This window comes from Mycolicibacter longobardus (assembly GCF_002102265.1).
Taxonomy (GTDB): domain Bacteria; phylum Actinomycetota; class Actinomycetes; order Mycobacteriales; family Mycobacteriaceae; genus Mycobacterium; species Mycobacterium longobardum.
This window is the reverse complement of the sequence record NZ_LQPG01000018.1, coordinates 185,183-205,779: the sequence shown is the minus strand read 5'-3', so window position 1 is coordinate 205,779 and position 20,597 is coordinate 185,183. Positions and strand designations below refer to the sequence as shown.

At 67.6% G+C, this 20,597-nt stretch carries 16 protein-coding genes and 1 pseudogene; 6 read left to right on the top strand and 11 right to left on the bottom strand.

What is annotated here, in order from left to right:
- Nucleotides 1–72 precede the first annotated feature (72 nt).
- The 5 genes and pseudogenes from meaB to AWC16_RS10785 all read right to left on the bottom strand — a co-directional run.
- Nucleotides 73–942 carry a methylmalonyl Co-A mutase-associated GTPase MeaB gene (gene meaB / locus AWC16_RS10805; protein WP_085264731.1) on the bottom strand — a complete coding sequence of 290 codons (870 nt, stop codon included), beginning with the start codon at nucleotides 940–942 and terminating at the stop codon, nucleotides 73–75.
- A 9-nt stretch (nucleotides 943–951) separates the two neighbouring features.
- Nucleotides 952–1,719 carry an enoyl-CoA hydratase/isomerase family protein gene (locus AWC16_RS10800; protein ID WP_085264755.1) on the bottom strand — a complete coding sequence of 256 codons (768 nt, stop codon included), beginning with the start codon at nucleotides 1,717–1,719 and terminating at the stop codon, nucleotides 952–954.
- A 123-nt stretch (nucleotides 1,720–1,842) separates the two neighbouring features.
- Complete coding sequence (locus tag AWC16_RS10795) at nucleotides 1,843–2,937, bottom strand: acyl-CoA dehydrogenase family protein (protein WP_085264730.1); 1,095 nt, start codon at nucleotides 2,935–2,937, stop codon at nucleotides 1,843–1,845.
- Entirely contained in the window at nucleotides 2,924–3,829 is a 906-nt protein-coding gene (locus AWC16_RS10790) for an acyl-CoA dehydrogenase family protein (protein WP_085264729.1), read from the bottom strand. Before AWC16_RS10790 ends, AWC16_RS10795 begins: the two co-directional genes overlap by 14 nt.
- Nucleotides 3,813–5,238 (bottom strand): annotated as a pseudogene (locus AWC16_RS10785) (class I adenylate-forming enzyme family protein); the annotation flags it as partial. The gene AWC16_RS10790 and the pseudogene AWC16_RS10785, both read right to left, overlap by 17 nt.
- Before the next feature lie 70 nt (nucleotides 5,239–5,308).
- On the opposite strand from AWC16_RS10785, the gene AWC16_RS10780 reads away from it, so the two are divergent.
- Nucleotides 5,309–6,322, top strand: a complete 1,014-nt coding sequence (locus AWC16_RS10780) for a ferredoxin--NADP reductase (RefSeq protein WP_085264727.1) — start codon at nucleotides 5,309–5,311, stop codon at nucleotides 6,320–6,322.
- 198 nt (nucleotides 6,323–6,520) lie between these two features.
- On the opposite strand, the gene AWC16_RS10775 is transcribed toward AWC16_RS10780, so the two are convergent.
- Genes AWC16_RS10775 through AWC16_RS10750 form a run of 6 tightly spaced genes read right to left on the bottom strand, consistent with a single transcriptional unit; the run spans nucleotide 6,521 to nucleotide 13,819 of the window.
- Nucleotides 6,521–7,957: an aldehyde dehydrogenase family protein gene (locus AWC16_RS10775; protein WP_085264726.1), complete on the bottom strand. Its 1,437-nt coding sequence runs from the start codon at nucleotides 7,955–7,957 to the stop codon at nucleotides 6,521–6,523.
- 16 nt (nucleotides 7,958–7,973) lie between these two features.
- Nucleotides 7,974–8,921: an SDR family NAD(P)-dependent oxidoreductase gene (locus AWC16_RS10770; protein ID WP_085264725.1), complete on the bottom strand. Its 948-nt coding sequence runs from the start codon at nucleotides 8,919–8,921 to the stop codon at nucleotides 7,974–7,976.
- Entirely contained in the window at nucleotides 8,918–9,748 is an 831-nt protein-coding gene (locus tag AWC16_RS10765; RefSeq protein WP_085264724.1) for a TauD/TfdA dioxygenase family protein, read from the bottom strand. Before AWC16_RS10765 ends, AWC16_RS10770 begins: the two co-directional genes overlap by 4 nt.
- Nucleotides 9,745–11,589 (bottom strand): flavin-containing monooxygenase, encoded by a 1,845-nt coding sequence (locus tag AWC16_RS10760; RefSeq protein ID WP_085264723.1) that lies wholly within the window; start codon nucleotides 11,587–11,589, stop codon nucleotides 9,745–9,747. Before AWC16_RS10760 ends, AWC16_RS10765 begins: the two co-directional genes overlap by 4 nt.
- Nucleotides 11,586–12,956: an aromatic ring-hydroxylating oxygenase subunit alpha gene (locus AWC16_RS10755; RefSeq protein WP_085264722.1), complete on the bottom strand. Its 1,371-nt coding sequence runs from the start codon at nucleotides 12,954–12,956 to the stop codon at nucleotides 11,586–11,588. The genes AWC16_RS10760 and AWC16_RS10755 overlap by 4 nt, the downstream gene beginning before the upstream one ends.
- Complete coding sequence (locus AWC16_RS10750) at nucleotides 12,956–13,819, bottom strand: SDR family NAD(P)-dependent oxidoreductase (protein WP_085264721.1); 864 nt, start codon at nucleotides 13,817–13,819, stop codon at nucleotides 12,956–12,958. The genes AWC16_RS10755 and AWC16_RS10750 overlap by 1 nt, the downstream gene beginning before the upstream one ends.
- A 470-nt stretch (nucleotides 13,820–14,289) precedes the next feature.
- Between AWC16_RS10750 and AWC16_RS10745 the strand changes: the two genes are divergently transcribed.
- The 5 genes from AWC16_RS10745 to AWC16_RS10725 all read left to right on the top strand — a co-directional run bounded on the left by AWC16_RS10745 (nucleotide 14,290) and on the right by AWC16_RS10725 (nucleotide 20,528).
- A complete protein-coding gene (locus AWC16_RS10745) occupies nucleotides 14,290–14,874 on the top strand; it encodes a TetR/AcrR family transcriptional regulator (protein WP_085264720.1) in 585 nt (194 codons plus the stop codon).
- A gap of 108 nt (nucleotides 14,875–14,982) precedes the next feature.
- Entirely contained in the window at nucleotides 14,983–15,984 is a 1,002-nt protein-coding gene (locus tag AWC16_RS10740) for an acyl-ACP desaturase (RefSeq protein WP_085264719.1), read from the top strand.
- A gap of 47 nt (nucleotides 15,985–16,031) precedes the next feature.
- Complete coding sequence (gene dusB / locus AWC16_RS10735; RefSeq protein ID WP_085264718.1) at nucleotides 16,032–17,165, top strand: tRNA dihydrouridine synthase DusB; 1,134 nt, start codon at nucleotides 16,032–16,034, stop codon at nucleotides 17,163–17,165.
- A gap of 182 nt (nucleotides 17,166–17,347) precedes the next feature.
- Nucleotides 17,348–19,597 carry an LCP family protein gene (locus AWC16_RS10730; protein ID WP_085264717.1) on the top strand — a complete coding sequence of 750 codons (2,250 nt, stop codon included), beginning with the start codon at nucleotides 17,348–17,350 and terminating at the stop codon, nucleotides 19,595–19,597.
- Nucleotides 19,524–20,528 carry an RNA-guided endonuclease InsQ/TnpB family protein gene (locus tag AWC16_RS10725; RefSeq protein WP_264017212.1) on the top strand — a complete coding sequence of 335 codons (1,005 nt, stop codon included), beginning with the start codon at nucleotides 19,524–19,526 and terminating at the stop codon, nucleotides 20,526–20,528. The genes AWC16_RS10730 and AWC16_RS10725 overlap by 74 nt, the downstream gene beginning before the upstream one ends.
- Nucleotides 20,529–20,597 lie beyond the last annotated feature (69 nt).

The window sequence follows — 20,597 nt, the reverse complement described above, 5'->3', positions numbered from 1 at the left end:
GCCAGCGGCTCGATGATCAGCGTCCCGCGACCAACACCCCAAACCCGTCAACGCCACGCTGATCGACTCCCATTAGTCGGACAACAGCCGCTCCGCCGCGGAGTAGGGATCGTCGTCGCCGTCGACAACCAGCTCGGCAAGCCTGTTCAGCTCGGGGTGGGTTCGCAGCCGGGTCTGAGCCAGCGACAGGATCTGGGCCCGCGCCCGAGCCAGCCGGCGCTCTCGGCTGTCGGTGCGATGGTGGGCCTCGATGGTGCCCACCAACTCATCGAGACCGTCGCCGCGCGCGGCCACCAGGGTGAGAATCGGTGCGCCGGTGTGCTTCAGCTCGACCCGGAGGTCACGCACGGTCTGCTCGGCGCCCTCGCGGTCGGCCTTGTTGACCACCACGATGTCGGCCACTTCCAGCAGTCCGGCCTTGGCGGCCTGGACCGCATCGCCGGCGCCGGGATTGAGCACGACGATCGTCGGGTCGGCGATCGCGGCGATCTCGATCTCGGATTGACCCACCCCCACCGTCTCCAGCAGAACCACGTCGAAGCCGAGTGCGGCCAGCAGTTGGAGGGCCGCGGGCACCGCTTCGGCCAGTCCGCCCAAATGCCCGCGGGCTGCCACCGACCGGATCAGCACCGCCGGATCGTTGATGTGCGCGGCCATCCGGATGCGATCGCCCAGCAGGGCACCGCCGCTGAACGGCGAGGACGGGTCCACGGCGAGCACCGCCACCCGCAGACCGCGCTCCCGGTACGCCCCGACCAGAGCCGCGATGGTGGTGGACTTGCCCGCCCCGGGCGGTCCGGTCAGCCCGATGACCCGGGTGCGGGCGGGTCCGACGGCGGCCAGAACCTCGGCGCGCCGGTCGCTTTCGACCAGGCTGAGCAGTCGCCCGGTGGCGCGGACCGAGCCGTCACGCGCCGCGGCGAGCAACTCGTCGATCGTCATCAGGGGGAGTCAGTTCTTGTTGGCGGTGAGCCGATCGATGATGTTGGCGAAGTCGTCGGTCTGAAACGACTGGTCTTCGGCCATGTTCGCGAAGTCCAGGGTGGCCAGCACCGCACGCTCCAGGTGGATGTTGAGCAGCCTCTTGGTGCTCTCCACCGCCTGGCGCGGCAGTTCGGAGATTCGCCGCGCGCACGAGATCGCTTCGGCCAGCGGGTCTTCCACCACATGGTTGGCCAGTCCCAGCTCGACGGCGCGGGTGGCCGGAATGCGGGCTCCGGTCAGCGCGTACTCCTTGGCCAGCAGCAGGCTCATCTGCAACGGCCAGGTCAACGGACCCCCATCGGCGGCGACCAGCCCCACCTGCACGTGGGGATCGGCCAGATAGGCCGATTCCGACAGGTAGACGATGTCGCTCAGTGCCACCAGGCTGCAACCCAGGCCGACGGCCGGCCCGTTCACCGCCGCCACCACCGGAGTGCGGCAGCGTGCCATACCCAGCACGATCTCGCGGCCGTGCGCAATGGTCTTGGCGCGCAGCTTCTCGTCGCGTCGCAGCTCATCGAGGTAGGCGAAATCGCCGCCGGCGGAGAACGCGCGTCCGCTGCCGGTCAGCACCGCGGCGCGGGCATCGTGGTCTTCCTCCAGCTGCGGCCACAGTTTGGCCAGACCGGTGTGCAGTGCGTCGTTGACGGCGTTGAGCGCGTCGGGGCGATTGAGCGTGATGATCCGCAGCGAGCCGTCGGCGCGCACGTCGATCTCGGCAGGCATGTCGTACATGTCAGAATTCACTCCTTCGAGGGTCGTGACCCGCTTCACCCGGGCTTCGCCCGCGTTCGCGATCACTGCTCCAATAGTCGTGACCCGCTTCACCCGGGCTTCGCCCGCGTTCGCGATCACTCCTTACAATCCCAATATCCGGCCGGCAATGATGTTCTTCTGAATCTGCGACGTCCCGCCCATCACGCTCTGGGCCCGGCTGTACAGGTAGGCGCTGAGCAGGCCGGGATCGTCCACACCGCCGACCGCCAGCGCGGCGTGGCCGACCGACTGCTCCACCCAGGTCATCAGCAACTTGTCCAACGAGCCCTCCGGCCCGTGTGAGAGCCCGTCGAGCTGTTCGGAGAGCCGGCGACGCACGTGCAACCGCAGCATCTCGGTTTCCACTGCTGCCCAAGCCAATTCCTCCGGAACTTGAGCCCCGGTGCCGTCGACACGCGCCGCCATCTGGCGAACCAGCTTGCCGTAGCGGGCCGAGTACCCCAGGGTCGACGGTTCGCGCTCATGGCCGACCACCGTCATCGCCAGCGCCCAGCCCTCCCCCGGTTCGCCGACCATCTGGCTGGCCGGAACCCTGGCCCCGTCGAAGAGCACCTGCCCGAATTCGGTGGTGACGCCGTTGATCATCTGCAGCGGCCGCTGCTCGATGCCGGGTTGGTGCATGGAGATGATGAACGCCGAGATACCGCGGTGCCGGGGGGCGTCCTTGTCGGTGCGGGCCAGCAGCAGGCACCAGTCGGCGACGTCGGAGTAGCTGGTCCAGATCTTGTGTCCGTGGATGACGTAGTCGTCGCCTTCGCGGGTCGCGGTGGTGGTCAGTGACGCCAGGTCCGACCCCGCCCCGGGTTCGGAGAAACCCTGACACCAGCGCTGCGTGCCGTCGATCATTCCCGGTAGGAACCGTTGCTGCAGTTCTTTACCGGCATGGCGGCCCAGCCCGACCACCAGGTAGCCCAGGCTCGGCCGCGGCGGCGCCCCGGCGGCCGCCAGCTCCTCGTCGACGATGACGTCATAGACCGGCGGCAGGTCCTGGCCACCGTATTCGCGCGGCCAGGACACCCCGAAGAACCCGCCCGCATACAGCGCCTGGTGCCATTCGCCCTGGCGGGCCCAGTACTCGTCGTCACCGGCGGCGGGAAAGGTGCCGGCCCGCTCGGTCAGCCAGGCCCGGAGCCTGCTGCGGAAGTCGGCTTCGGCGGGTGAATCACGAAAGTCCATCAGCGATCTCCCCTATCGTCGCGGGCCACAGGCTGGTCGAGGTCAGTGCACGGCGCAGGTAGACGTGCGCCGCGCACTCCCAGGTGTTGCCGATACCGCCGTGCACCTGGATCGCAGTCTCGCAGACCGTCCGCGCGGCGCGGGCAGAGTAGATCTTCGCGATGCGGGCCGAGCGCACCGCTGCGGCCGCAGGCGCCTCGTCGACCGACCAGGCCGCGTGCCGCAGCACGCTCACCGAGCCCTCGATCAGCGCCAGCCCCTCGGCAAGCAGATGGGCGATGGCCTGATAAGACCCGATGGGTTTGCCGTACTGCTCGCGGATCTTGGCGTAGTCGCACGCCAGCGCGTGCGCTCCGCGCGCGGTGCCGACCAGATCGGCACAGGTCGTCACCAGCGCCAGCGCCTGCCAGCGCAGGGCGTCATCGGCGCTCAGTTCGCCGACTTGGTTTGGCGCATCGGCCAATTCGGCGCTCACCCTGGTCAGGTCGGCTCCGGTCCGCGCGGCACCGACCGGGGCGGTCAGCACCGCCTGCTCCCGCACGATCGCGGCCTGCGCGGCCCCGCGGGCGTCGACGGCGGTCTCACCGACCGCGACGGTGGTCGGTCCCGCGCCCAGTGCCACGTGCCGGCCGAGATCGTCGGCGAGCACCGGGCCGAGGAACGGCACGTCGACCAGGCCGCGGCCGAACTCTTCGGCGACGATCGCCACCTCCACCCCCGACGCACCGTCGGAGCGCAGCGAGCGCCAACCAGTCTGGGCGACAGCGCGTTCCAGCCGGCTCACCCGACTCGTATCGTCGAGTTCGGCGACCGAGCCCGGACCCAGGTCGTCGGCGAGCTTGGCCGCGGCGTCCCGCAGTTGTCGCTGCTCGGCGTTCAGCCGGACATCCATAGGCGCTCCTTCAGTAGTCGACGCAACAGCTTTCCGGACGGCAGCCGGGGAACTTCGGGTACCACCACCACCCGGCGCAGCCGCTTGTAGGACGCGAGGCGGTCGCTGACCAGTGCGCACAGTTCGGCGTCGCTGACCGGTGCCCGCAGCGCGACCGCGGCGACGACGGCCTCTCCGTCGCGCTCGTCGGGAACCCCGAACACTCCGCAGTCGGCGACGGCCGGGTGCTCGTGCAGCACCGCCTCGATCTCGGCGGGGGCGACCTGGAAGCCGCGCACCTTGATCATCTCCTTGCTGCGGTCGGTGATCCGCAACCAGCCGTCGTCATCGAGACAGCCGATGTCGCCGGTGTGAAACCACCCGTCGTGCACGGCTTCTGCCGTCGCCGAAGCCGGAAGGTAACCGGCCATGAGCGAATCGGAGCGCACGACGATCTCACCGGGGACACCGGGCGGCAGCAACTCCCCGTTGTCGGCCCCAGCGTCGGAGACCACCCGCAGTTCCGTGCCGGGCACCGGACGTCCGACCGTATCCAGGCGGGCTTCGTCGATCAGACCGCAGGCGATCACCGGAAGCTCGCTGGTGCCGTAGGCCGGCACAATGGGCACGCCGGTGCGCCGGGTGACGGTGTCGGCGACGGCTGCGGTGACGGGAGTGGCGCCCCACATGATGAAGCGCAGCGAGGACAGGTCGAACGATTCCAGGTCCGGGTGGTCGGCGATGGCCAGCGCTATCGGCGCCACCGCCATCTCCACGGTGATCTTGTCGGAGGCAATCGTTTTCAGCATCACGTCGATGTCGAATCTCCGGTGCAGCCGCACCCACGCCCCGACCCGCAGCGCGGTCAGGATGTTGAGCAGCCCGAGGATGTGCGAGGGCGGCGTGACGACCTGGATCCGGTCGGCGGCGCTCAACCCCAGGGCATCCCGCCAGTGCTGCACCGCCGCGGCCAGCGAGGCATGGGTGTGCCGCACGGCTTTGGGCAGGCCGGTGGTGCCGGAGCTGAACACCAGCAGCGCGTCGGCGCCCGCGGGCGGTGGATCGCCCTCCCAACTGCCGCCGGGAACCATGTCGTCCAGATGCCGCATCGGCATCAGCTCGGCCAGCACCGGATGATCGCCCAGGGCGCACCGGGGTTGCACCAGCGCGAGGGCATGCGCCACCTCGTCGCGCTTCCAGGCGGGACTGAGCAGGGCGACGACGGCCCCGAGCTGCCAGACGGCGCGCACCGCGACGACGAATTCCGGCCGGTTCGACGACATCAGCGCCACCCGGTCACCGGCGGTCACGCCGTCGGCCGCCAGGGCCGCCGCCAGGGCGCCGGCCCGCGCCTCGAGCTCGGGCAGGCTGTACTGCCGATCCTCGAACGCAAGCACTGCGGTGGACGATCCTGACAACCCTGACGGCATTTGAGAAGATCCTATCGGTTTGAGAGAATAGTATTCTCTCAAGCGAAGAACGCAAACCGGAAGGGGTGGCATGGCGGTCCCTCATGTTTTCCAGCGGGCGACCGTGACGCGCATCATCAAGGAGACCTCCGACGCCTACACCTTCGTGCTGGCGCCGCACGAGACGCCGTTTGCCTACCGGGCCGGTCAGTACTCGACATTTCAGGTGCGGGTCGACGGCGAGGAGCTGTACCGGTCCTACTCGATGTCGAGCGCTCCCGAGACCGACACCGAGCTGATGACCACGGTCAAGCGCGTTCCCGGCGGCAAGGTGTCGAACTGGCTGCTGGACAACGTGGCCGAAGGCGACGAGTTGACCTTGACCCGCGCGGCGGGGACCTTCTGCCTGGATGCGACCGGAGTTCCGCTGCTGGCATTCTCCGGCGGCAGCGGAATCACACCGATCCTGTCGCTGGCCAAGAGCGCACTGGCCACCACCGACCGCACGGTCCGGTTGCTGTGCGCCGACCGGGACCGGTCCGCGGCGATATTCGACGGCGCGTTGAGCGAACTCGCCGCCCGTTACCCGGGCCGACTGTCGGTACGGCGACATTGCGACGCCGACGACGGCCTGCTGGACGCGGCCGCGGTCACCGCGTTCGTCGGCGCCGACACCGGCGCGGACTGCTATGTGTGCGGACCGGCGGGATTCATGGACGTGGTTCGTGCGGCCTGGCCGGGCCCGGGCCGGCTCTTCGTCGAGGACTTCGACTCGGCGGTCACCGCGACCGCACCCGCCCAGCCGGCCGGCGCCGACACCGCGACCGAGGTGAGCGGAACGGTGACGATCCACCTCGGACGCCAGAAGGCATCGGTGCCGCGGGTGGCCCGCGAGACCCTGTTGGAGAGCGCCCGGCGGGCCGGGTTGGCTCCCCCGTTCTCCTGCGAGGCCGGCAACTGCGGCACCTGCATCGCCCACATCAGCGAGGGCAAAGCGACCATGCTCAACAACACCGCACTCGACGACGACGAGGTGGCCGACGGCTACATCCTGACCTGCCAGGGCGTGCCCGAGGGCGGCTCGATAACCGTGCACTACGAATAGTCGGTCAGCGATTCGGCCAACATGCGAGCGAACAACGCCGTGACTGGCCCGTTGTCCCCGACGAAGTCCGGCGGACGACCCATCGACGCCCGTCCGGCACGGCCGTATGCCGTGTCAGCGGGACGCGGCCACTCGCCCAGATGCGCGCAATTGGCGATCCCGGCCCTGCACCCAATCGAGGTAGGTTGCAAACCACGCTCAGCCGGCAGCGGCACCCGCCCCGTAACCCAGGGTGCTCTTGGTCTCCAGATACTCCTGGAATCCGGCGTCGCTCCACTCGCGGCCGTTGCCGCTGCGCTTGTACCCGCCGAACGGTGCGTTCAGGTCGAAAGCGTGGTTGATCGCCACCCAGCCGGCCCGGATGCGGCGGGCGATGCCGCGCGCCGCGTCGATGTCGGCGCCGGAGACGTAGCCGGCCAGGCCGTAGTCGGTGTCGTTGGCGATCTCGACGGCTTCATCCAGATCGTCATAGCCCAGGATGCACAGCACCGGGCCGAAGATCTCTTCGCGTGCGATCGTCATCTGGTTGTTCACGTGCGCGAAGACCGTTGGCCGGACGAAGTAGCCGGTGTCCAGCCCCTCCGGCCGGCCTGCACCGCCGGCGGCGACCGTCGCGCCCTCGGCGATGCCCTGTTCGATCAGGCCCTGCACCTTGGTGAACTGCGCCGACGACGCCACCGGCCCGATCGCCTTGGCATCGGCGGGATCACCCACCTTCACCTGCTCGGCGACCGCGTGCGCGATCGCGACGGCCTCCTCCATCCGCGAGTTCGGCACCAGCATCCGTGACGGCGCGTTACAGCTCTGCCCCGAGTTGACCATCATGGCCTTCACCCCGGCCGCGACGCTGTCGGCGAACGCGTCGTCGTCGAGCACGATGTTGGCGCTCTTGCCGCCCAGTTCCTGGGTCACCCGTTTCACCGTCGGCGCGGCGTTCTCGGCTACCGCGACGCCGGCGCGGGTGGAGCCGGTGAACGACACGAGGTCGACGTCCGGGTGGCTCGACAGCGCCACGCCCACCCCGGGACCGTCGCCGTTGACCATGTTGTAAACCCCGGCCGGAACTCCTGCGGCGGCCATGATCTCGGTGAAGATGTAGGCCGAGAACGGCGCGACCTCCGAGGGCTTGAGCACCATGGTGCAGCCAGTGGACAACGCCGGGTAGACCTTGACCGCGATCTGGTTCAGCGGCCAGTTCCACGGCGTGATCAGGCCGCACACCCCGATCGGCTCGCGGGTCACCAGGGTCTCGCCGCGCTGCTCGGTGAACGAGAAGTTCTTCAGTGCGTCGATCGCGGTGACCAGGTGGCCGATCCCGAGTTGCACCTGGGCGCCGGCCGCCAGCGCCGGCGGGGCGCCCATCTCCTCGCTCACCGCGTCGGCCAGGTCATCGGCGCGCCGCTGATACTCGGCCAGGATCGACTGCAGCAGATCCAGGCGTTCGGCCCGGCTGCTCTGCGACCAGCTGGTGAAGGCCCGCCGTGCCGCGGCGACCGCGTGGTCGACGTCGGCGGTTGAGCCGAGTGCGATCCTCCCGCAGACCTTTTCGGTGGCCGGGTTCTCGACGTCCAGGGTTTTGAGCTCGACCGGGTCCACCCACTGCCCGTCGATGTAGAACTTGGTGTATTCCCGCATCACAACACTCCTTCGACTACTGCGTTCTCTCGGCGTCTTCGTCTGCCCGTGCCATGCCGAAGCTGTACCGGATGTGCTCGGCGTGCCCGTCGGGCACCACCGGGAACAGCACCGGTTCGGCGATATCGCGGATCTCCTCGATCCGTGCGCCGACATCCTCGACCGTCCACGACGGCTGGTACACCCCGGGGCTCTCGACCAGCGCCGCCCGCGCCACCCGGCCGGCCAGAGCGATCAGCACTTCGCCGGTGACCGAACAGGATTCGTGCGCGAGCCAGCCGACCACGGGTGCAACCAGCTCCGGCTGCATCGGTGGGTAACCGGAGGTGTCGATTCCTTCGGCCATCCGGGTCACCGCCGCGGGAACCACCACGTTGCACCGGACACCCACCGGCGCGCCCTCCAGCGCCGTGACGTTGCTCAGCCCGATCACGCCCGCCTTCGCGGCGGCATAGTTGGCCACGTCGGCGTTGCCGTACAGTCCGCCGATCGAGGAGGTCAGCACAATGCGACCGTAGCCTGCGTCACACATGACTCCGAAGGCCGCCCGCACCACATGGAACGCTCCGCGCAGATGCACGTCGAGGACGGCATCAAAATCTTCCGGGCTCATCTGGCGCAGCGAGGCGCTCCGCACGTTTCCGGCGTTGTGGATCACGATGTCGACCCGGCCGTAGTGCTCCAGCGCCGCACCGATGATCGCTTCGCCGCCTTCGGGTGTGGCGACCGATGCGGTGCAGGCGATCGCGTCGCCGCCGGAGTCGCGGATCTCGACAGCCACCTGCTCGGCCGGATCCTCGCGCAGGCCGTCGCCGCTGAGATCGGCGCCGGTGTCATTGACGACGACGCCGGCGCCCCGTGCCGCCAGCAACTGTGCGTAGGCCCGGCCCAGGCCTCGCCCGGCACCGGTCACGACGGCGACGCGACCATCGAAGTTCAGGACCGAGGCCTGGTCTGCGCTCAAGCGAAGGGTTCCTCACCGGCGAGCTTGGTCCGGCGCAGCATCCGACCGGAGTCGGGGTCATACGGCAGCGCCCGGTGCATGGTCCCGGTGTTGTCCCACATGACCAGGTCCCCGACGGACCACCGGTGCCGATAGACGAACTGCGGCTGGGTGGCCCAATCGCGCAGCCGCACCAGGGTTCTAGTGCTCTCGCGGGGGTCCATCCCGATGATGTGGCCGGCGGTGCAGCCCAGGATCAGTGACTTGCGCCCGGAGCGGTGCGTCCAGACCACCGGCAGCTCGCACTGCCCGATCGCCATCATCTGGCGCAGCGTCGCGAAGTCGGGCTCAGGGTCGTGGTACAGCAGGGAGTTCCACGCCGAATGCATCGCGCGCAGCGATGCGAGTTGCTGTTTGTCGTCATCGGAGAGGTCGTCGTAGGCCGCGTAGGTGTTGCAGAACTCGGTGTCCCCGCCGCCGCCGGCCGGCAGCACCCTGCTGGAGAGCAGCGAAGCGAGGATCGGCACCTGGTTCATGGTGCCGTCCAGGTGCCAGTAGAACGAGCCCTTGAGGTAGTCGGCCTGCTTGTTCACGGTGGTGTCGAGTGTGACGTCGTAGACGGCCTCACCGTCACGTTCGGGCGCCAGCGTGCCGAGTGTTTCGGTGAAGGCGACCTGCTCGGCGTCGGTCAACCCAATCTCCGGGAACACCAGGACCCCGCGCTGCTCCAGCAGTTCCCGGATGGCGCCGGCGTGCACACCGGACAGCAGCGCATCCTTGTCGGCGCGGACCTCGGTTCCGATGCGCTCGGTGAGATCTCGCGTCGGCAGCGTGGTGGTGGTCGTCATCGCAACTCCAGGCCCTTCAGGTCGCCGGCGGCACGCCAGTCGCGCAGCAGGTCTTCGAACGCATAGAAGCCGGGGCCGTAGGGCTCACCCAGGAATGAGCGGCCGGCGTCGCCGAATCCACGACCTTCGTTGTTGTAATAGCCTGGCGTGCAAGATAAATCGAATGCGGTGTTGTCGAATGCCAACTCCCGGATGGTGTTGACCCAGGCGTTCTGGCCCTCCTCGCTGGGCTCGACGACCGTCGCCCTGCGTTTGAGTGCCTCGGCGATGATGTAGGCGATGTGCTCGGCCTGCTGCTCGAACATCGCGGTCGTGTTGGCCGATACGCCACCCTGAATGAAGCCGGTGTGGAACTGGTTGGGGAACCCGCGGCTGGTCATCCCGTGCAGGGTCGAGAACCCGTCACGCCAGTGGTCGAACAGCGATACCCCGTCGCGGCCCTCGATGACGTCGATCGCGTACCGACGGCTGATCTCCGTGGAGATCTCGAACCCACTGGCGAAGATGACGCAGTCGACCTCGTACTCGACGCCGCCCGCGACAACGCCTTTCTCCGTGAGCCTTTCGACGCCCTTGGATTCGGCCACGTCGACCAGCGTGACGTTGGGCCGATTGAACGCGGGTAGGTAGGTGTCGCTGGAGGTCGGGCGCTTGCACATGAACCGGTAGTACGGTTTGAGCGCCTCAGCGGTCTGCGGATCCTCGACGATGTCGTCGATGCGGCGACGCAGCCGCTCCATGATCTTGTAGTCCTCCTCCTCCCGCATCGCCATGATCTCCTCGACGCCGAGGGCCGTCGGGTCGGGGCTGGCGCCGATACGAGCGGTCAGGTTGCGACCCAACTCGGTCCAGAAGTCGCACACCATATCGGGGGCGTCGAACACCACGCCTTCGAACGGCGACCAGCGATGAAAGTTGCGCTTGCGTTCGGCCTGCCAACCCGGCTGCAGCGACGCGGCCCACCGCGGGTCGGTGGGCTCGTTGCCGCGGAAATCGACCGACGACGGCGTGCGCTGGAATACGTAGAGCTGCTTGGCATCCTGACCCAGATGCGGGACCAGTTGCACACCAGTCGCGCCGGTACCGACCAGAGCAACGCGTTTGTCGGCCAGCTGGTCCAGGCCACCGTTCGCGTCGCCGCCGGTGTAGTCGTAGTCCCAGCGGGCCGAGTGGAAGACATGACCGCCCGCGTCCATGAAGTCCTTGATCCCCGCGATGCCGGGCAACTTGGGCCGGTTGTAGGAGCCCTGCGCCATCACCACGAAACGCGCCCGCAGGTCGTCACCCCGGTTCGTCGTCAATTGCCAGCGCTTGATCTCCTCGTCCCAGCGGACGGTGCGCACTTGGGTCGAGAAGAGCGCCCCGTCATAGAGGCCGAAGCGCTTTCCGATGTTCTGGCAATGCTGGAATATCTCGGCGCCGTCGGCGAACTTTTTGGACGGGATGAAATCGAGCTCTTCGAGCATCGGGATGTAGCAGTACGCGTCGTTGTCGCACTGGATTCCGGGGAAGCGGTTCCAGTACCAGACACCGCCGAAGTCGCCGCCCATCTCGATTACCCGCACGTCGGCCACGCCGGCCTTCTTCAGGTAGGCGCCGGCGAGCAGTCCGGCGATGCCGCCGCCGAGGACCACGACCTCGATGTCGGCATCGACGGGTTCACGCGGAATCACCGGGGTGTGCGGATCGACCTCGGCGAACTCGACGAAATCCTCCTTGAGTTCCAGGTACTGACTCGAGCCCTCGGGGCGAATGCGTTTGGCCCGCTCGACGGCGTACTTCTCCCGCAGCGCTTCGATGTCGAAGTCGTCGGGAGTTTGAGTCGGTGGACAGTCGGTCATGGGTTGCTTCCTGTCGGGATCTCTTGAGGGGCACCGGCGCCCATGTACTTCGACAACTGGTGGTGCAGGTTGACGATCGCGCGCTCCCGGTACGGGTTGGGCTTGGCCCCCGGGTAGCCAAGGGATTTCATCCCCTGTTGCACCGCGGCCATGTTGGAGAAGTCCTGCGGGAGCACGGAGCGCCAGTTCGGGTCACCCACCGGAGTGTGCTCCCACTGCGTCTGCGGCTCTTCGCCTTTGGGGAAGAGTTCGAACACCGAGACCTCGAAGATGCACTTGTCGGGGTTGTAGCTGGGATGGGGCCGGGCGCTGTAGCACAGCGCACTGGTGAGGCCCTGGCCGATCTGAAAGTTCGGGAAGATCTGCCAGGCGGTGCCGGCCTGCCCGAGCACGTCGGCGGGAATCGTCGGCCAGACGACGCCGCGGGCTTCGTCATCGCGGCGCGCCGATGCCAGCCAGTGTTCGAGGACCTTGTCGGCCGGGGTGCCCTCGGGGAGCTCGTCGACCAGCCGTTTGGCGGCGTTCACCAGGGTCGCCGTGGTGGTGGCGTTGGTCTCCTCCATGGTGTAGATCTGCATCTCCGCGGTCGACACTCGCGGATCGGCGCCACTTCCCAGCCGGATCTTGGACTTGGTCGCCTCCAGATCGTCGGGAGCGTCGTAGCCGAGGTTGCTGTGCTTGCCCTGCACCTTGGCCCAGCCCTTGAACTCACCGAACCGGTTGAACTCCGGGTGGGTTGTGTAGACGTGGTACGTCTCGTTGAAGGCCTCCATGGCGACCTTCCAGTTGCAGTCGAACTCCAGCCATTTGCGCCACTTGTAGCGCATGTTCTCCAGGCCGAACGGGTCCAGGACCTTGGCGGCCGGGAACAGATAGTCGGCCAGCGACTCGCAGTCCGGGTCCATGTTGATCCAGAGCCAGCCGCCCCAGGTGTCGACACGCACCGGCCGCAGATGGGTGTTGTCCGGCGTCAGGGCGCCCTGCCAGTCGTCCTGTTCGCGGATGTGGGTGCAGGCCCCATCCAGGCCGTACGTCCAGCCGTGGAAGCCGCAGACGAATGACTTGCGGGTGCGCGCACAGGCGCTCTTCGCCCCGGCGGGCGTGTCGACCAGGCGGCGGCCGCGGTGCATGCAGACGTTGTGGTGCGCATGAAACTCGTTCGGTCCGCTGCGGACCACGATGATCGAGTCGTCGAGGATGTCGTAGGTCAGGTAACTGCCCACCTCCGGCAGGTCCTCGACCCGGCCTGCCTGCTGCCACACCTTGCGCCACAGCTTGTCTCGTTCGGCACGGGCATAGCTCTCCGATGTGTAGGCCTCGACACCGATCGTCACGGGGTGCGCGAGTTCTTCGGCCGGATCGGTCATCACATCCTCCTCATCGCCGCGCGGAAGGTTTCGTCCTTGAGGAACAGCGAGGTGTTGTCGGCGGCGAGGTGGCTCCATTTGAGGTTGAGGCCACCGTCGACCAGCAGGGTCTGCCCGGTGATGTAGCTGGACAGGTCGGAGAGCAGGAACAGGATCGGCCCGGCCTGTTCGTCGGGCCGTCCGCGGCGTCCCATCGCGATCGCGCGCCGGTCGCGATCGGGATCGGGGTCGACATAGGTGCTCGACGCCGTGGTCTCGGTCACCCCCGGGGCCACTGCGTTCACCCGGATCCCGGACTCGGCCAATTCGACGGCCATGGTGCGGGTCATCGCGACGACGGCGGCCTTGGCGGTGCCGTAGGCGACATGGAATGGGGCGGTGTTCATTCCGCTGATCGAGGAGATCGACACGATCGAACCCGGCAACCGCTGAGCCACCAGTTCGGCGGCGACCGCACGGCTCATGAAGAACGCGGTCTCCAGGTTGTTGGTGAAGATCTCCCGCCAATCCGACCGTGTCACCCGGGTCGAGGGCATCCAAGTGGACGGCTCGGCGCCGCCGGCGACGTTGACCAGTCCGTAGAGGCGCCCGTCGGCACGGCGCGCCGCATCGAGCACCGTGTCGATGCCTTCGTCGGTGGAGGCGTCGGCCGCCACCGGCAGCACCGACATCCCCTGGTCGGCCAGCGGCGCGATGTGCTCGTCGAGGTTCTCCCGGGAGCGGCTCACCGCGATCACGGTGGCGCCCACCTGCGCGGCCATCGCGGTGATCGTGGTGCCGATGCCGCCGCCGCCGGCACCCGACACCACCACGATCCGGCCCTCAAGGCTGAGGTGGCTCAACAGGCTGGAGTGATCTGCCATGACCCGCTTTCACCCGACACGGACAACAGATCCGCACTCCCCGGGAAACCAGGGAAACTCGACTGCGGATTTGTCCGGACAACATATGTCATTCTTCGTTCTGAAGAACACTATTCCGCAGCGGCAAGCACCTAGTCAAGAGCAGGGTCGGGAGAGGCGAGGGTTTATTGTCTGGACCAACGCACTGACGAGCGGCCCGTTCACGGACCGCGAAGGCGCCCGGCTGGCCGGCCCGTCGGGCGAACTGAGCCTTAAAGCTTCAGGCAGTAATGCATCGGGTTGTCGCGCTCATTCGAACGGCGGAAGATCACGCGCCGGGGTGTGCACCAGCGGCGCGTCAGCCGGGCACAGCGCCGCGTCACGGAGGGGCGAACTCTACCCAGAGAGGAATTGGGCCAAAATAGAGGTTCCCGTCGAACGTAGGCAATTTCTGATCACAAACGTTGTCAGAATGGACCTTAGGAGATGCAGTGCCGTTTGGTCAACGCCGGGGCCGCTGGGCCGGGGTCCCACTGGAAGAACGCCAGGCCCGGCGCCGAGACGAATTCATCGCCGCCGGCGTGCGACTGCTCGGCGACGAAAGCGGGCCCACACTGACCGTCCGGTCGGTCTGCCGGGCCGCCGCGCTGACCGAACGCTACTTCTACGAGAGCTTCACCGACCGCGACGAATTCGTGCGCGACGTGTATGACGACGTGTGTGCCCGCGGCATGGCGACCATGCTGGAGGTCCGCACACCGCGAGAAGCCGTGGAACGCTTCGTGGCGCTGCTGCTCGACGACCCGGAGCGCGGCAGGGTGCTACTGCTGGCCCCGGAGACGGAGCCGATCCTGACCCGCTCCGGCGCCAAGTGGATGCCGGACTTCATCGAGATGCTGGAACGCACACTTGCCCGATCCGGCGATCCGGCAATCCAGCAAATGGTGGCAACCGGGCTGATCGGCGCCCTGACCGCCCTGTTCATCGCCTACCTGAACGGGCGGCTCACGGCCAGCCGCGCCCAGTTCATCGACTTCTGCGTCGACATGTTGCTCAATAACCAGGCCAAGCGTTAGGGCTGGTTCGAGGACGGACGCCAAACACGCCTGCGTAAAACTTGATGCTACCGACAGACACAGATATATTGCCTGCAACTAGTCGACACAGATACCTGGGGAGCTGGCATGGAACGGGAATGGACTGATCGAGAGTTATTGCACGAACTCCAACCCGTCGTAGAGACACTCCTCAATCGGCATCTCTCCATGGCCAAGGACTGGAACCCCCACGACTACATCCCCTGGTCGGAGGGCAAGAATTACTACGCCCTCGGCGGGCAGGATTGGGACCCCGAGCAGTCGAAGCTGTCCGAGGTCGCCCGGACCGCGATGATCCAGAACCTGCTGACCGAGGACAACCTGCCGTCCTACCACCGCGAGATCGCGATGAACTTCACCATGGACGCCCCGTGGGGCACCTGGGTGAACCGCTGGACGGCCGAGGAGAACCGGCACGGCATCGCACTGCGCGACTACCTGGTCGTCACCCGTAACTGCGACCCGATCGAGCTGGAAACGCTGCGGATGGAGACCGTCAACCGCGGCTTCAGCCCCGGCCAGAACCACCAGGTCCAGGACGACTTGTTCGCCGAGAGCCTGTTCGACTCGGTCATCTACGTGAGCTTCCAGGAACTGGCCACCCGGATTTCGCACCGCAACACCGGCCAGGCCTGCAACGACCCGATCGCCGACCAGCTGCTGGCCCGGATCTCGCACGACGAAAACCTGCACATGATCTTCTACCGTGACATCAGCGCGGTCGGCTTCGACCTCGCGCCGGAACAGGCGATGCGTTCACTGCACCGGGTGCTGGCCAACTTCCAGATGCCCGGTTTCGTGGTCCCGGAGTTCCGCCGCAAGGCGGTGATCATCGCGGTCGGCGGTGTCTACGACCCGATGATCCACCGCGACGACGTGGTGATGCCGGTGCTGAAGAAGTGGGGCATCCTGGAACGGGACTTCACCGGCGAAGCGGCCCGCTACCAGGACGAGATCGGCAAGATCGTCGCCGAGCTGGACGACACCTGCGAGAAGTTCGAGATCGCCAAGCAGCGCCGGCTCGAGCGGGAGGCCAAGATGGCCGAGAAACGCGCCGCCAAGAAGGAGCTCGCCTCATCGGCGTCGTAGTCGACAGCGGCGACCTGCTGGCGGCGGGCGCGACGGTCCAGCGGGATTTGCGGATCGGCTCGCTTCGGCTCGCCAGCCCGGTTGTGCTGGCCCCGATGGCCGGTGTGACCAACGTCGCATTCCGCACGCTCTGCCGCGAGCTGGAACAGTCCCGGGCCGGAACGGTCAGCGGGCTCTACGTCTGCGAGATGGTGACAGCCCGGGCGCTGGTCGAACGGCACCCGGCCACCCTGCACATGACGACGTTCGCGCCGGAAGAGTCGCCGCGCTCGCTGCAGCTCTACACCGTCGACCCGGACACCACCTACGCGGCGGCGAAGATGATCGCCGACGAAGGACTGGCCGACCACATAGATATGAACTTCGGCTGCCCGGTGCCCAAGGTGACCCGCCACGGTGGCGGGTCGGCGCTGCCCTACAAGCGCCGGCTGTTCGGCAACATCGTCGCCGCGGCGGTGCGGGGAGCCGGCAGCTCCGGTATTCCGGTGACCGTGAAGTTCCGGATCGGCATCGACGAGTCCACCCACACCCATCTGGACGCCGGGCGCATCGCCGAGGCGGAGGGGGCCGCGGCGGTGGCCCTGCACGCGCGGACCGCGGCGCAGCGCTACTCCGGCGCCGCCGACTGGGAACAGATCGCCCAGCTCAAAGCACATGTGCGCTCGATTCCGGTGCTCGGCAACGGAGACATCTTCGAGGCCGGCGACGCACTGGCCATGATGGCGGCAACGGGTTGCGACGGTGTCGTGATCGGCCGGGGCTGCCTGGGGCGCCCGTGGCTGTTCGGCGAACTGTCGGCAGCCTTCGCCGGCCGGCCCGCCCCGACACCACCCGCCCTGGGCGAGGTGGCCGACATCATCCGCCGACACGGCGAACTGCTGACCCAGCATTTCGGCGAGGACAAGGGCATGCGAGAGATCCGCAAGCACGTCGCCTGGTACCTGCACGGCTTTCCCGCCGGTTCGGAGCTGCGACGCGGGCTGGCGATGGTGACGACACTGTCCGAACTCGACGCCCTGCTGAGCCAGCTGGACGGCTCGATCCCGTTCCCGGCCGCCGCCACCGGGCCGCGCGGCCGGCAGGGTTCGCCGGCCAAGGTCGCGCTACCCGAGGGCTGGCTGGCGGACCCCGATGACTGTGCAGTGCCGACTGGGGCGGACATTATGCACTCGGGTGGCTGAAATGAGACTTTCTCGACATCGCGTGTCTGGAAAGTTCTCAGTAGACTAAGTAGCTTGTTGCCCCAAGCGGGGGTGGTCCCCGCCGGGGTTGGAGAAACAGGTACGACGACCGACGATGATCGTCCGTGCCACATCGGCGTGCGTTCGACCCCGGTACCGAAGACTCGGAGGCCCTTGAGGACATGAGTGACGGCGATAACGCCACTCCTGGCCCCTGGGCGCCAGACGGGCGAGATGACGGCGACCATCAGCTGATGACGATGACGCCGCCTGGGCCCGCGCCCTGGGAACGCTGGCAGGCACCGGCCCCGGACCCCGGGCTCCCCCCACGCCGACGGACCGCGCCGCGGCGCCGCAACGGCGGCAACGGCTCGGTGAGCGTCGCCGACCTGATCGCCAGGGTCAACGCCGACGCTCCGCCGTCCGGCGGGCGCAGCCGGCGCCACGCCGCCCCGGAACCCCCCGAAGTATCCGAGGTACCCGAGTTCGTCGAGCCCCTCTTCACGCCCGAACCCGAACCCGAGCACGTGCCGGCCTTCGAGCTCGACATCGCCGAGGTGGCCTACCCCTCAGAGCTGCCCGACCTCGACCGGATTCACGCCACGCCGCACGCCCCGGTCCACGACAACGATTGGGACGGGTTCGCTCCCACCGCTGAACCGCCGGGTTCATACGGCGGCCCCAGCTTCGCCTCTCCTCCGTCGAGCCTCGCTGAACCGCCGGGTTCATACGGCGGCCCCAGCTTCGCCTCTCCTTCGTCGAGCCTCGCTGAACCGCCGGATGTGGCGCCTGAGATACCGCCGGTGCGGATCGACCCGCGCCGTCGCGCCCGTCCCGAAGCCGGCGAACCGCGCCCGCACCAGCCCCACCACCGGGCGATGCTGGCCGGCCGGATGGTGGCGGCCATGATGGCGATCCTCGCCCTGGTGCTGACCGGTTCGGCCTGGCAGTGGAGCAGCTCGAAGAACCGCAGCCTCAACCATGTCAGCGCGCTGGACCCGAACTCGCACGACATCCTCGACGCAGCCGGGCAGTACGGCGACGAGAACTTCCTGATCGTGGGCGCAGACACCCGGGCAGGCGCCAACAGCAACATCGGTGCCGGCAGCGTCGAGGACGCCGAGGGTGCCCGCTCCGACACGATCATGCTGGTCAACATCCCGGCGAACCGTAAACGCGTGGTGGTGGTGTCGTTCCCGCGCGACCTGGCGATCACGCCCATCGAATGTGACGTCTGGAACGCCTCCACCGGCGTGTACGGCCCGATCTACGACGACGAGACCGGTACCTGGAGCGGCGAGACCGTCTACACCGAGACGAAGCTGAACTCAACGTATGCCTACGGCGGGCCGAAGTGTCTGGTCAAGGAGATCCAGAAGCTCTCCGGGCTTGCGGTAAACCGGTTCATGGCCGTCGACTTCGTCGGTTTCGGCAAGATGGTCGACGCGCTGGGCGGCGTCGAAGTGTGCACCACCAGCCCGCTCTACGACCTCGAACTGGGCAGTGTCCTGGAGAATTCGGGGCGCCAGCGGGTCAACGGCGCGACCGCGCTGAGCTACGTGCGGGCCCGCAATGTCACCACCGAGGACAACGGTGACTACGGCCGCATCAAGCGCCAGCAGCTGTTCCTGTCCTCGCTGCTGCGCTCGCTGATCTCCACCAACACCTTCTTCTCGCCGACCAAGCTCAACAACGTGGTCAACATGTTCATCGGCGATAGCTTCGTGGACAACATCACCACCAAAGACCTGGTGAACCTCGGCCAGTCGCTGCAGAAGGTCGCCGCCGGCCACATCACCTTCGTGACGGTGCCCACCAGCGAGACCGACGAGAACGGCGACGAGGTCCCCCGGATGGACGACGTGCGGGCGCTGTTCGACGCCATCATCAACGACGACCCGCTGCCCGGCGAGAACGACCACAACGCCACCTCGGCTCCGACCGCAGCGGCGGCCAGCCCCACAACCCAGGCCTCCGGAGCACCGGCCAGCCCGGCGGTCAAGCCGCACAGCGAGCAGGTGCGGGCGGTCACCACCTCGCCCGGCGACGTGACCGTGCGGGTGTCCAACGCCACCGAGCAGTCCGGCCTGGCCGCCTCCACCTCTGAGAACCTGCAGCAGTGGGGCTTCAACGTCGACAACGCCGACGACTACCCCGGCATAGTCAAGACCACCAAGGTGCTGTTCTCCCCCGGCAACGAGCAGGCCGCCGCCACGGTGGCCTCGGCGCTGCCAGGAACGCCGATCGAGCGGGTCACCGGCCTGGGCAATATCGTGCGGGTGGTGCTGGGCTCGGACTTCCGTGCCGTGAACAAGCCCGCGGCCAGCGGCTCGCAGGTCAGCGTGCAACTCAATCGCGGTGCCAGCGTCGAGCCGACCGAACTGCCCGAGGACCTCACGGTCACCAACGCCGCCGACACCACCTGCGAGTAGCGGCCGAGTTCGGCCATCTCCGCCATCACGCATCCGCTATCTCGCGATCACGCTGGCCTGCCGGGATTTACCGGCCGGGTCGGATCGCGCCAAAGTCCTGTTCGCCACCATCAGCTACCACGCCGGCCGCTGGTGGGTGTCGCTCAACGTCGAGGCCGCCGAGCTGCACCCTGCTCACCGACACCCAGCCCGCGGATCGGCAGATGATGGCGGCTGGGTTGGCGTCGACCGAGGCCTGTCGGCGTTCGTCGTGGCCGCCACCGCCGAGGGCGCCGAGGTCACCCGCATCACACATGCTCCCAAAGCGCTCACCGCCGGCATGGCCACCCAACGCCGGTTGGCTAAATCTTTGTCCCGCAAACAGAAAGGATCACACAACCGTCGCGATGCCGCCGCCAAACTGGCCCGGCATCACCATCACGTCGCTAATACCCGCCGGCATTTCGCACATCAGGTCTCCAACGCGCTGGTCAAGACTCACGACCGGCTCGTCATCGAAGACCTCAACATTGCAGGGATGCTGGCCAACCACCGGTTGGCTCGTGCAATATCGGATGCCGGCTGGGCCGAGTTCGCCCGCCAACTGCGCTACAAACAGTCCTGGCGGCACGGCCAGCTCGCCGTCGCCGACCGCTGGTACCCTTCCAGCCAACTCTGCTCGACTTGCGCATATCGCCGCACCGATCTGAGCCTGGCCGATCGGGTTTTCACCTGCGCAAACGGCCATCGCCTGGATCGTGACACCAACGCGGCGATCAACCTGGCCCGCTGGGGCCAAACCCACCACAACCCACACCGATCCCCGGACCCCCAAGCAGGAGGCCGGGTCACCAACGCCCGCCGACGGGACGGCGCTGACCAACACCGGCGTGTTGGTGAAACCAGCCCGAAAGACGCGGGAACCGACGTTCACACCGCACCCGCGGCCTGAACCGACGACGCCCGAGAAGGGCGGTGCCGACCTATCCGACAGAGATGTTCGACACGCTTTAGTCTTGAG